The 11,988-nt window shown below is 56.8% G+C and carries 14 protein-coding genes; 13 read left to right on the forward strand and 1 reads right to left on the reverse strand.

The annotated features are described in order from the left end of the window. Positions 1–11 precede the first annotated feature (11 nt). The 4 genes from ACTQ3R_RS08710 to rsfS all read left to right on the forward strand — a co-directional run bounded on the left by ACTQ3R_RS08710 (position 12) and on the right by rsfS (position 3,711). On the forward strand, positions 12–335 hold the full coding sequence (locus tag ACTQ3R_RS08710) for a YhbY family RNA-binding protein (RefSeq protein ID WP_441778743.1): 324 nt from the start codon (positions 12–14) through the stop codon (positions 333–335). A gap of 46 nt (positions 336–381) precedes the next feature. Then, on the forward strand, positions 382–1,590 hold the full coding sequence (nadD, locus tag ACTQ3R_RS08715; protein WP_441778744.1) for a nicotinate (nicotinamide) nucleotide adenylyltransferase: 1,209 nt from the start codon (positions 382–384) through the stop codon (positions 1,588–1,590). 6 nt (positions 1,591–1,596) lie between these two features. Beyond that, positions 1,597–3,258: an LCP family protein gene (locus ACTQ3R_RS08720; protein WP_441778745.1), complete on the forward strand. Its 1,662-nt coding sequence runs from the start codon at positions 1,597–1,599 to the stop codon at positions 3,256–3,258. A gap of 99 nt (positions 3,259–3,357) precedes the next feature. Beyond that, positions 3,358–3,711: a ribosome silencing factor gene (rsfS, locus tag ACTQ3R_RS08725; RefSeq protein WP_441778746.1), complete on the forward strand. Its 354-nt coding sequence runs from the start codon at positions 3,358–3,360 to the stop codon at positions 3,709–3,711. Between the two features lie 34 nt (positions 3,712–3,745). Here the strand turns inward: rsfS and ACTQ3R_RS08730 are convergent, their stop codons facing one another. Then, entirely contained in the window at positions 3,746–4,642 is an 897-nt protein-coding gene (locus ACTQ3R_RS08730; RefSeq protein ID WP_441778747.1) for a diacylglycerol/lipid kinase family protein, read from the reverse strand. A gap of 238 nt (positions 4,643–4,880) precedes the next feature. Here ACTQ3R_RS08730 and ACTQ3R_RS08735 point away from each other — a divergent pair, with 238 nt between their 5' ends. From ACTQ3R_RS08735 to ACTQ3R_RS08775, 9 genes are all read left to right on the forward strand, one after another. Further along, on the forward strand, positions 4,881–5,603 hold the full coding sequence (locus ACTQ3R_RS08735; protein ID WP_441778748.1) for an AzlC family ABC transporter permease: 723 nt from the start codon (positions 4,881–4,883) through the stop codon (positions 5,601–5,603). After that, a complete protein-coding gene (locus ACTQ3R_RS08740; protein WP_441778749.1) occupies positions 5,594–5,929 on the forward strand; it encodes a branched-chain amino acid transporter permease in 336 nt (111 codons plus the stop codon). Before ACTQ3R_RS08735 ends, ACTQ3R_RS08740 begins: the two co-directional genes overlap by 10 nt. 9 nt (positions 5,930–5,938) lie before the next feature. After that, positions 5,939–6,676, forward strand: coding sequence for an elongation factor P 5-aminopentanone reductase (ymfI, locus tag ACTQ3R_RS08745; RefSeq protein WP_441778750.1), 738 nt, complete (start codon positions 5,939–5,941; stop codon positions 6,674–6,676). 137 nt (positions 6,677–6,813) lie between these two features. Then, entirely contained in the window at positions 6,814–7,065 is a 252-nt protein-coding gene (locus tag ACTQ3R_RS08750; protein ID WP_441778751.1) for a hypothetical protein, read from the forward strand. A gap of 381 nt (positions 7,066–7,446) precedes the next feature. Further along, entirely contained in the window at positions 7,447–7,761 is a 315-nt protein-coding gene (locus ACTQ3R_RS08755; RefSeq protein ID WP_441778752.1) for a hypothetical protein, read from the forward strand. Beyond that, a complete protein-coding gene (locus ACTQ3R_RS08760) occupies positions 7,761–9,713 on the forward strand; it encodes a V-type ATP synthase subunit I (protein WP_441778753.1) in 1,953 nt (650 codons plus the stop codon). Before ACTQ3R_RS08755 ends, ACTQ3R_RS08760 begins: the two co-directional genes overlap by 1 nt. Before the next feature lie 26 nt (positions 9,714–9,739). Beyond that, positions 9,740–10,264 (forward strand): V-type ATP synthase subunit K, encoded by a 525-nt coding sequence (locus tag ACTQ3R_RS08765; RefSeq protein WP_441778857.1) that lies wholly within the window; start codon positions 9,740–9,742, stop codon positions 10,262–10,264. A 22-nt stretch (positions 10,265–10,286) separates the two neighbouring features. After that, the gene (locus ACTQ3R_RS08770; protein ID WP_441778754.1) at positions 10,287–10,976 is read left to right on the forward strand and encodes a V-type ATP synthase subunit E; all 690 of its coding nucleotides are present in this window, start codon (positions 10,287–10,289) and stop codon (positions 10,974–10,976) included. 18 nt (positions 10,977–10,994) lie between these two features. Then, positions 10,995–11,978, forward strand: a complete 984-nt coding sequence (locus tag ACTQ3R_RS08775; RefSeq protein WP_441778755.1) for a V-type ATPase subunit — start codon at positions 10,995–10,997, stop codon at positions 11,976–11,978. The last annotated feature ends 10 nt before the right edge of the window (positions 11,979–11,988 follow it).

Consider the following 11,988-nt stretch of genomic DNA (forward strand, 5'->3'; position numbering starts at 1 on the left):
AGTACGAAATTATGTCAGAACTGACAAGCAAGCAGCGCGCTCAGCTGCGGGGCCTGGCCAACAGCATTGATACGATTTTAATCGTAGGAAAAGATGGCATCGGAGACAATCTGGTCAAACAGGCCAACGACGCTCTGGAGGCGCGGGAGCTCATCAAGGGGAAGGTTTTGGAGAATTCTCTGCTCTCCCCCCGAGAGGCGGCCGAGCAGTTGGCCCCTCTCACCCGCAGCGAGGTGGTGCAGGTGATCGGAACAAAATTTGTCCTGTACCGTCAAAGCCATAACAAGGACAAAAAAGACAAAATTGTACTGGTAAGCGACAAGAAAAGCAGGTAATCCGGGCAGTTGGCCCTTAAGATTATGTGATAAAGGTGGTACCGGTATGAAAATCGGCGTCTACGGCGGAACCTTTAACCCTCCCCATCTGGGGCATCTGGCAGCGGCACGGGCAGCGATTGAGGCCTTGGAGCTGGATAAATTGCTGCTGATTCCCGCGGCTGTCCCACCCCACAAGGACCTGCCCCAGGAGACGCCCATCCTGGAGCACCGGCTGGCTATGGTGGAGAAGATGGCGGATGCCCTCCGCCTTCCTCAGGTGGTGGAGGTGTCCCGGCTGGAAGTGGAGCGGTGCGGCAAGAGCTATACCTCCGACACACTGGAGGCACTCCATCAGCAATATCCCGATGCCCAGCTGTGGCTGCTTATGGGAACGGATATGTTTCTGACGCTCCACCAGTGGCACGACCCAGGAGAGATTTTGAAACTGGCCGGAATCTGTGCCTTTGGCCGGAAGGAACAGGACGGAGAGGAAATCTTTGCCCCCCAGCGGGCCTTTTTGGAAAAACAGTATGGGGCAAAGGTGGTTACCATGACCTTGCCGGACCTGGTGGAAATCTCGTCTACTCAGCTGCGGGAGCGGTTGGCCAGAGGAGAGGGCGGGGAATATCTCCATCCCTCGGTATACGGTTACATTCTGATGAATGGGCTCTATGGCACCCATGCCGACCTAAAACATTTGGAGGTTCCGGAACTGCGGGCCTGCTCCTATTCCATGGTAAAGGAGAAGCGGGTCAAACATATCCGAGGCACCGAGGAGGAGGCTGTCCGACTGGCAAAACGCTGGGGGGCCGATGAGACGATGGCCCGCCGGGCGGGGATCCTCCATGACTGCACCAAGTATTTGGAACTGGACGAACAGCTTGCCCTGTGCCGGCAATATGGGGTAGAACTGGATGAGCTGGAGCAGCGGGCAGTGAAGCTGCTCCACTCCAAAACCGGAGCCTGTATCGCCCGTGCGGTATTTGGAGAGCCGGACGAGGTTTTTTGGGCTATTTTCTGGCATACTACAGCCAAAGCAGATATGACCACGCTGGAAAAGATTCTATATGTGGCCGATTACATGGAACCAAACCGGGACTTTGACGGAGTGGAGCGGCTGCGGGAGCTGGCTTACCGGGATTTGGATCAGGCACTCCTTCTGGGCATCGAAACCACCATTCAAGAGATGAGGGACCGGAAACTCCCCGTACACAAAAATACCATCCAGGCGCAGACCTGGCTGAGAGAACACGGTGTAACAATAGAGGACTGAAACAAGATGACAGAAAAAAATATGCATGGAAAGCGTGAGGCCTCGGTGCGCCGGACCTCTCTGGGCAGCTACTGGCGCCAGCATAAGGCCTGGGTAGCGGGGCTGACCAGGGGACAAAAGATTAAATACCGCCTGTTTCAGGTATTGGTGGTACTGGCTGTTTTGGTGATCGCCGTCTTCCTGGCGGTTCGCGCCTGGGTCAGGCTGCCTGAGGTGCCCAATCTGCCCACGGGGGAGACCGGCTCTCAAACCGGAGAGGAACTGGGATATGACGGAGCGGAGCTGCCCAATGTGGCCAAGAGCGGACGAAAGGATGGGTACTACACCTTCCTGGTGGCCGGACAGGATGTGATCAGCGGGTCTACCGATACCATGATCCTTGTGAGCTATGACACCAAAAACAAGGAGATCCACGCCATCAGTCTGCTGCGTGACACGATGATCAACACCAGTGCAAGCAGCAAGCGCCTGAACTCGGTCTACACCCGAAACCGGGGGGACAAGAGCCTGCCGGAGGAACAGCGGGTAGAGAACGGCATGACTGCCTTGAAGAAAGAGGTCAGCAAGCTTACCGGCATCTACCCGGATTTCTATGTGATGGTCCAGTGGGAGGCCGTGGGCCAACTGGTAGACGCCATCGGCGGGGTCTATTTTGAGGTCCCCTTTGATATGGACTATGACGATCCTGCCCAGAATCTGCACATTCACCAGAAGGCGGGATACCGGCTGCTGGACGGAGAGGACGCCATGGAGGTGGTCCGCTTCCGCAAAAATAACGACTTCTCCATTTCTTTGGGCGACAGCGGCCGAACAGAAATTCAACGGGATTTCCTGGTAGCAGTGCTGGAAGAGTGTCTCCAGCCCGATGTGCTGTTGAAATTGCCTACCTTAGCCAACATTTTCCTGGAGAATGTGGATACGGATCTGAGCGTGGGCAATATCCTGGCCTTTGCCGAGCTGGCCGTTGGAATGGACCCGGAGAATGATGTGACCATTGTATCCATGCCCTGGACGGGGGTTTGGTATAACGGCGCGTCCATGGTCGTTCCGATTGAGGACGAACTGCTGACGATCCTCAACGACGGGATAAATCCTTATTTGGATGATATCCAAGCCAGTGACCTGCAGCTGATGTACAAAAAGAGCGACGGAAGCTTCGGCGTGACCAATGGCACCCTGGCCGATCCCAGCATGGGCCGGGCCCAGGTGTCTGTAAAGCCTGAGCCTGAGGTGCCCGAGGAGCCTATTGAGCCGGAGAATCCCGACCAGTCCGGTACCTCCAGCAGCGGAACGTCCACAGAGGATCCTGTTATTTCCGGAGACCCGTCAACGCCTGACGGAAGCGGCTCGGGGACGAGCAGCGGTGAAACAGGAAGCGGAGACGGAAACACAGGCGGAACTACTGGTGGGAACACAGGCGGAAATACGGGCGGAAATACGGGCGGAAATACGGATGGGAACACAGGTGGAAACGAGCCTTCCGGCGGCGAAACGGGCGGAGGAGAAAGCGGCCCGGTGGATCCTGTCGTCCCCGGCGAACCGGTGGTTCCTGGTGATGTGCCGGAAGGAAACGGCGGAGCAGCGTCCAGCTCATCCAATGCTTCCCAGGGCGGCAGCAATCCTCCCGCAGGAGGAGATACCAGCTTGAGCGAGGAAAATGCCGCCTAGTTTTCCGAAGTTGCCAATCTTCCGGCCGGGGGAGTTCCCGGCTATGAATCCCCCAAATGGGGAGAACATTGTATCAGAGACGAGAAAGGAGCGGACCGGATGAATTCCTATGAACTGGCGGCCCTGCTGGCAAAAGCCCTGGACAGTAAGAAGGGGCAGGACATCAAGGTCTTAAAGACCGAAGAGTTGACCACCCTGGCAGACTATTTCGTACTTTGCACCGCTACCTCCAACACCCAGGTGAAAGCGATGTCGGACGCCTGTGAGGAGGCAGCAGAGAAGCAGGGAGAGCATGCCCACCACATTGAGGGGCACCGGGATGGCACCTGGCTGCTGATGGATTTTTCCAGCGTAGTGGTCCATGTGTTCACCGATGAGGCCAGAAAGTTCTATGACCTGGAGCGGCTGTGGAGTGACGCCCAGGAAATGGATATGGCAGAGATCCTGAACTAAAGAAAAAACGCCCTGGCGTAAGCCAGGGCGTTTTTTATGCGCCTTGAATGATTTGCAGGGCCTTTTGCCGGTTGGTGATCACGTTGACGGGTTGGCTGCCGCCAAACTCACCGTCGATGGTCCACGGAAGGGGACGGTCACAGGTGAAGGTGAGGCTGCTGGCCTGGAACTGAATGAGTGCGCCCCCGTCGGCAGGGGAGAGATTGATCAGAGCTTGAAGCCCGTTGGCCAGATCAGCCAGGCTCAGAGGCTTTTTCACCAGGGTGACCTCAAATAAACCGTCGTCCAGTACAACCTGGTCGCTGTTGGGCGGTTTAATACCGCCAATGGAAAGAGAATTGCTGACCATCCCAAAGTAGAAGTCGTCCTCCAGCACATGGCCGTCGTATTCCACCTTGATGTGGTAGGGAGAGATGGTGGGCAGAGAAGCAATTCCCCCAAAAATGTAGGCCAGGTGGCCGAAGGTCTTTTTCAGATCCTGAGGAGTGTCGTAAGCTACATTCGTAAAGGCACCAAAGGCGGCCACATAAACAAAGGGACGGTCGTTGAGCAGTCCCATGTCGATGGAAGTGGGCTTTCCGGCACCGGCGGCCGCAAGAGTGGCGCGTTTGGTGCCCTTTGGCAAGTGGAGGGTGGCGGCGCAGTCGTTGGTGGAGCCAAAGGGAATGTAGCCCAGAGGCGGGGGAGCATCGATCCCCAGAAGCCCGCCGGAGACCTCGCTGAGCGTGCCGTCTCCCCCGGCGCATACGACCCGTTCAAACTGCGGCCCCAGTTCCTGGGCGGCACGGGCGGCGTCGCCTTTTCCCTGGGTGGGATATACCGTGGTAAGCCAACCTGCCTTGGTAAAGGTATCCAGAACGGTGGACAGTTCGCTGGCAATTTTGCCTGTTCCAGAGGTTGGGTTGTAGATAAAGAGAAGATGTTTCAACATAGCGGGAATCCTCCGTGTTATGCTCGCAGCGGACAGCGGGCAAATGCCCCCTTTACTTCGAGTAGAGAATATTATAGGTAGCTTTTCAAAAAAATCAAGGAGCAATCTGTAAAATTATCAATATCTTTATAAATATGTAACTGACAGAGGAGACAAGAGGGGGAAAAGGGGGTTGAAACCTGGAGAGAAAACAGGTAAAATGAGTGGAAATCTCTTAAGCTGATGAGGTGTGATATTCATGGATCGAAAGACCCTGGCCGCCGCTTTTCCGGCGACGGTTCCGGTTTTGATGGGCTATCTGGCCATTGGAATGGCCTTTGGCCTTATGCTTCAGACGGCGGGCTATGGTGTAGGATGGGCGTTTTTGATGAGCCTGACCATTTATGCCGGCTCTGGGCAGTATCTGGGAGTTTCCCTTTTGGCCACCGGCGCCCATTTGAGCCAGGTGGCTTTTTTGACGCTGATGATCAACTTTCGCCATCTGGTGTATGGACTGTCTATGCTGGAGAAGTTCCGGGGAATGGGTGTGCGAAAATTTTATATGATCTTTTCTCTGACTGACGAGACCTATGCCTTGCTCAGCGCGGCGAAGGTGCCGGAGGGGATTGACGAACATCGCTATTATTTTGCGGTAGCCATGCTGGACCACAGCTATTGGATCGCTGGTTCTGTGCTGGGCTCTGTGTTGGGTTCTGCCTTGGGCTTTGACACCACGGGGGTGGATTTTGCCATGACGGCACTGTTCCTGGTGATTGCAGTGGGGCAGTGGAAGAAGGCGGGCAGCCACCTGCCCGCACTTCTGGGCGCCGCAGCCACCCTGCTGAGTTTGTTGGTGGTGGGTGCAGATGATATGCTGCTGCCTGCCCTGGGAATGATCGTGATTCTCCTGACCGTTCTTCGTGGACGGCTGGGGGATGAGGAATGTGTCAATGTGAGAGAGGAGGAAGGATCATGCCGCTGAGCCCTTTGGAGACGCTGGCCTCCATTTTTGTCATGTCAGTGGTTACTTTTTTTACACGGGCACTGCCCTTCCTGCTCTTTGACCGGGGAGACCATCCGCCCAAAATCGTGCTCTACCTGGGCAAGGTGCTGCCCCCGGCCATCATTGCCATGCTGATCGTCTATTGCCTGAAGGGTGTGACCTTCACTTCCCTGGGCGGATGGCTGCCTACGCTGCTGGCGGGGGTAACGGCGGTGCTGCTGCACCTTTGGAAGGGAAATGACCTGCTGTCTATTTTTGGAGCCACCGGCCTCTACATGGTATTGGTGCAGGCCGTATTTGCGTGAGGGGTAAGAATGGAGAGACATGTGCTGATTACCGGGGCGTCCCGAGGCATTGGGGCGGCCACCGCCCGGCGTTTTGCTCAGGGAGGCTGGCAAGTGAGCATCCATTATCATAAGAGTCTGCCGCAGGCCCAGGCATTGGCAGAGGAGCTGACCAGGATGGGGAGCAGAGCCGTGCTGGTTCAGGGCGATGTTTCCGATCCAGAACAGGCCCGGCAGTTGGTTGAGCAGGCCCAGCAAGCCCTGGGCCCTCTGGACGCTGTGGTGTGCAACGCCGGAATCGCGTTGCCTATCCAGCTGCTTACCGATACCACGGATCTCCAGTGGCGGCAGGTCATGGGGACCGACCTGGACGGGGTGTTCCATGTCCTGCGGTCCGCAATTCCCGGTATGGTTTCCCGAAAAGCCGGGAGCATTGTCACGGTTTCCTCCATGTGGGGAGTAACGGGAGGCTCCTGCGAGGCGCCTTATTCTGCGGCAAAGGCAGGGGTGGTGGGACTGACCAGGGCTCTGGCAAAGGAGCTGGGTCCATCCCATATTCGGGTCAATTGCGTGGCTCCTGGAGCAATTGAGACGGAGATGACCGCCTTCCTGACCCAGGAGGACCGGGAAGCGCTGGCGGAGGAAACCCCTCTTGGAAGAATGGGAACTGCGGAGGAAGTGGCTGACGCCATTTATTTCCTGGCCGGAGAGCAAGCAAGATTTATTACCGGACAAGTGCTTTGTGTGGATGGCGGAATGGTTATTTAAGTCGGATGTAAGAAAAAAATAAAAGATTTTTAAAAAAATTGCGGTTGTCAGTGTGTGCAAAAGTTGCTATACTACCCATGTAATTGATAGTTTCAGACCAAATGTACCGGTTTTGTACAGGAATTGGAGGAAACCAAATGGGCTGGTCCGGCGGAAATTACGGTGGCTATCGAGGCCGCAGAACCCTGACCGATATTTTAAAGATCATTGCCATTGTTTTAGGGGTGGCGGTGGTCTTAGTTTTGGCGGGTTTGTTTTTGGCACAGGACTATATCGTCTATACGGATGAGGGACTGCGCCTGGAGCTGCCGTTTTTGCAGGAAGAGGAGCAGGCATCCGGCAAAAGCCTTTTGGACCCTGACAGCATCACGCTGAAGGAGCAGGATTGACGAAAGGGGATCCTGGAATTTGTCGGGCGTTCCGGCAAAAACCGGCCAAAGGCCATGAAAACGGGTAGGAAAATGGCCTGAGCTGTGAAAATAGAACCAAATAGAAAGAGCGTCCAGCTGCTGCGTGCAGTTTGGCGCTCTTTGTCTTTCATTCCATAAAATGTAAAAAATAGAAAATTATGTGTTTTTCCAAAACGGGGTAAAATAATTTAATAGAGACGCAACAATACTTCAAAAGCAACGGAATATGTAACGTAACAGGGAAAAACTGCACAAAAGATTGTGAAAGCTCAACAAAATAACACTTGCATTTTTTCACGAGATAAAATACAATGGACCATAAGCAAGCGCTTTATCGCTTTATTTGAAGGTGGTGAGACTATGGCGTTAGAGGCTATTCAGGAGGTAACTCAGGCAGAGGCTCAGGCAAAGGCTCAGTGTGAAGCGGCGGCCATTCAGTCAAAGCAGAAACTGGCCCAGGCTCAGAAGCAGGCTCGTCAGATCCTGGATCAGGCTCGGACTGAGGCGCAGGCGCAGGCCAGACAGATGATGGCCCAGGCCGAAGAACAGGCCGCTGAAGAGACCCGGAAGGCGCTGGCCCAGGCTGAGCTCGACTGCCAGAGCTTGAAGCAGCAGGCCCGTGGGCGGCTGGATCAGGCGGCCCAACTGATCGTAGAAAAGGTTGTGAATCGCTGATGGCTATTGTGAAAATGAAACATCTTCGCCTGGTAGCCATGGCGGAAGACCGGGAGGCTGTGCTTCGTCTGCTCCAACATATGGGATGTGTGGAAGTGGACGAGGCAGCCTTGCAGAAGGATGGCCCGGAAGCGGAGGCATGGGAGCAGCTGAAAGGACAGATGACCCGGCTGGATACCCAGGGCCTCTCCGCTGCCAGAGAGGAGCAGAGTCAGGCTGAGCGGGCGCTGGGTGTACTCAAACGCAGTGCTCCGGCCAAAGGCAGCTTCCTGTCCCCAAAGCCTGAAGTGGCCGAGGGAGAGCTCTTCGACGAGGCGGCCGCCCAACAGGCCCGTGGCTGTGTGGCGGAGATCAACCGGCTGGATGCCCGCCTGAGTGCGATCCATGCCGAGGAAGGAAAGCTGGCTGCCCAGCGGGCTGTGCTGGCCCCGTGGCTAGGATTGGACTTGTCTCTGGAGACCAGCTCGACCAGTCAGGTGACCATCCAGCTGGGGACCCTGCCGGGATCGGTTTCCCTGGAAGAGGCTCAGAGCGCCCTGCAGCAGGTGGGAGAGTTGGCGCAACTTACCCAGGTGTCCGCTGATCCTGAGTGGCGCTATTGTCTGTTCGTGTGCCATGATTCCCAGGCCCAGCAGGGACTGGATGCCCTGAAAGATCTGGGGTGGTCCCGAGCGAACCTGCGGGAGTGGACGGGAACCGCTGCGGAAAATGACAAACGCATCACCGATGAACTGGCAGACATGGCACGAGAGCGGGAGGAAATTGGGAAAAAGCTGGCCGGAATGGGCAGCAGCCGTCCCAATGTCCAGCGCCTTTGTGACCTGGCCCAGGTGAATGCCAGCCGGGAGGAGTCCCAGGGAAAACTTCTGAACACAGGGAAAACGTTCCTTTTGGAAGGGTGGGTTCCTGCGGAGAGCTGGCCTCAGCTGAAGCAGGCGCTAAGCGCCTACCCCTGTGCCTATGAAGTGGAGGACCCCGCCCAGGAGGAGTATCCTCAGGTGCCGGTGAAGCTGAAAAACAGCCCGCTGACCAGGCCGCTGAACATGGTGACGGAGATGTACTCCTTGCCCGCCTATGGTTCTCTGGACCCCAACCCCCTGATGGCCCCCTTCTTTATCCTCTTTTATGGGATCATGATGGCGGACATGGGGTACGGGCTTTTGATGTTCCTCATCGGGTCGCTGGTACTGTGGAAGAAAAAGCCCACAGGCACCATGGGTCACCTGTGCGGGCTGCTGGTATTGTGCGGAATCAGCACCTTTATCATGGGGGCGGTCACCGGTGGCTTCTTCGGTGATTTCCTGCCCCAGCTGATGAAGCTCATCAACCCCGACAGCACCTTCGCGCTGCCTGCCCTGTTTACCCCCCTGGAGGACACCATGATGATCCTGGTGGGCGCTATGTGCCTGGGCTTTGTCCAGATCCTCACCGGCATGGCCATCAGCTTCTATAAGAAGCTGCGGGACGGCCAGGTGATGGATGCCATCTGGGAAGAGGTCACCTGGTGGGTGGTCTTTGCCGGAGCGGCCCTGGCCATTCTGGGTGTGACCAACCTGGTGCTCATTTTGGGCGGCGTTATGGTTGTGGCCGGCCCTGTGATTACAGGAACGGGATTTGGAAAGATTACCGGGATTTTCGGTTCTCTCTATAATCATATCACCGGTTATTTCGGCGATATCCTCTCCTATTCCCGTCTTATGGCCCTGATGCTGGCCGGGTCCGTCATTGCACAGGTGTTCAACACACTGGGCGCGATTCCTGGTAATATCGTGATCTTTATCCTGATCTCCTTTGTGGGCAACGCCCTGAACTTTGCGCTGAACCTGCTGGGCTGCTACGTCCACGACCTGAGACTTCAGTGTCTGGAGTATTTCGGGAAATTCTACCAGGACGGCGGAAAACCCTTCCGTCCCCTGGATCTAAATACAAAATACTATAACATCGTCAAATAAAAGAGGAGGACGACACTATGGAGTCTATGGACATGAATCAATTGGTGGCAATTCAGCAAAGTTTGACCTTCCTGGGCAGCATCGGCGGCCTGGCCCTGGCCCTGCTGGGCGCAGGACTGGCGGCGGTGCTCAGCGGCATTGGCTCTGCCAAAGGTACCGGTATTGCCGGCGAGGCGGGCACTGGCCTTCTGTGTGAGGACCCCAGCAAGTTTGGTAAGGTTATGATCCTTCAGGTGATTCCCGGTACCCAGGGCCTGTATGGTCTGGTGGTATGGTTCTTCGCCGTGTTCCGCATGGGCCTGCTGTCCGGCACTCTGCCTGACCTGACGGTTGCCCAGGGTATGCAGTACTTTGTGGCCTGCCTGCCCATGGCGTTGGGCGGTCTGTTCTCCGCCATTGCCCAGGGCCGCGTGGCTGCCGGTTCCATCAACATTCTGGCCAAGAAGCCCGATGACTGGTCCAAGGGCATGGTCCTTTGTATCACTGTGGAGTTCTACGCCATCCTGTCTCTGCTGGCCTCTATGCTGATGATCATCAACATCAGCGCGTAAGGCGCAAGAAAGGAATCCGCCAATGGAAGGAATTGAAAAAATTACCGCCAAGATTGCCCAGGATGCCCAGGCGGAAGTAAGCCGCCTGGAGCGGGAGACCCAGGCACAGGTGGATGAAATGATTGCCCAGGCTCAGGCCCAGGCGGAGAAAGAAACCGCTGACACCCTGGCACGGGGCAAGAAGGTCGCCCATGAGCGGCTGGAGCGGCTGCAGTCTGCCGCTGGTATGGAGCGGCGCAAGCTGGAGCTTGCCGCCAAGCAGGAGGTGCTGGGCGAGGCCTTTGACCAGGCGCTGGAGAAGCTGTGTTCCATGCCGGAAGGAGAGTATGTAAAGCTGCTCACCGCTCTGGTGCTGGAGGCCTCCTCCACTGGAAAAGAACAGCTTATTTTCTCTGCGAAGGACCGTGCACAGATCGGTAAGCAGGTTGTGGTGGCCGCTAACGAGGCCCTGGCCAGCCAGGTAGCCCCTGAGCTGCCTGAGTCCATCACCGACTCCAAGGTGGGGGCCTTTGTGGGCAAGCTGGTCAATACCACCGCCGCTATGGTGAACGGTACCGCCATGCTCACCCTCTCCCAGGAGACACGGGAGATGAAGGGCGGCTTTATCATGGTGGATGGAGACGTGGAAATCAACTGCGCCTTTGAGACCCTGATCCGTCTGCAGCGGGAGAAGCTGGAAAAAGAAGTGGCAAACGTTTTATTTCCCCAATGAAAAGTGAGGTGAGATCCGTTGTCTCACAGAAAAGATACTGATTACCTGGCTATTTCCGCCCGGATTCGCGCCATGGAGAACCGGCTTTTGACGCGGGAGCGGATGGACCGGATGATCGACGCCCGAGATCAGAGCGAAGCCATGAAGGTCCTCTCTGAGTGCGGCTACAACGATGCGGCCGGACTGGATGCCGCCCTTTTGCAGGCCAGGGCAGAGGTGTTCCGGGATATGGAGCGCTCCGCCCCCGACCCCCGGCTTGTGGAAGTGTTTCAGATCAAGTACGACTACCACAATGCCAAGACCATCCTGAAGGCCCAGGCCATGGGCACCGATCCGGAGCGTCTGCTGCTGGGCGGCGGCCGGTATGAGCCGCGGGAGCTTTTGGAGATGTGGCGGCGGGAGGAGCTGAAGGGCTGTTCTCCCACCTTCACCCGTGCTATGGAGGCTGCCAAAGCACTCCTGGATGAGAGCCATGACCCCCAAAAGGCCGATCTGCTTCTGGACCGGGCCTGCTATGAGGAAATGGCTCAGTTGGCACGGGAGCTCCAAAGCCCCTTCCTCCAGGGCTATGTGCGCCTTTGTGTGGATGTGGCCAACCTCCGCGCTGCCGTCCGGGTGTACCGGATGGGCAAGGAGGGGGAATTCCTGCGGCAGGTGCTGCTGAGCGGAGGCAATGTCTCCGAGCAGTCCATCCTCTCTGCCCGGCGGGAGGCACTGGCGGACGTGTTCCGCTCCGGACCTTTGGCCGGGGCTGCAGAGCTGGGGGAAAAGCTGCTGCAGCCCGGCGGCGGTTCCCTGACGGAATTTGAGCGGGAGTGTGACAACGCGCTGACCGCCTATCTGGCCGCAGCCCGCCGTGTTCCCTTTGGAGAGGAGACGGTGATCGGCTACCTCTATGCCAAGGAACAGGAATTTACCGCGATTCGTTCCATTTTTGCGGGACGGGCGGCTGGGCTGGATGGAGACACCATCCGTGCCCGGCTTCGGGAGACCTATGTGTAAGGGGGTGGGT

The organism is Lawsonibacter sp. LCP25S3_E2, assembly GCF_052117285.1.
In the GTDB taxonomy this organism is placed as follows: domain Bacteria; phylum Bacillota; class Clostridia; order Oscillospirales; family Oscillospiraceae; genus Lawsonibacter.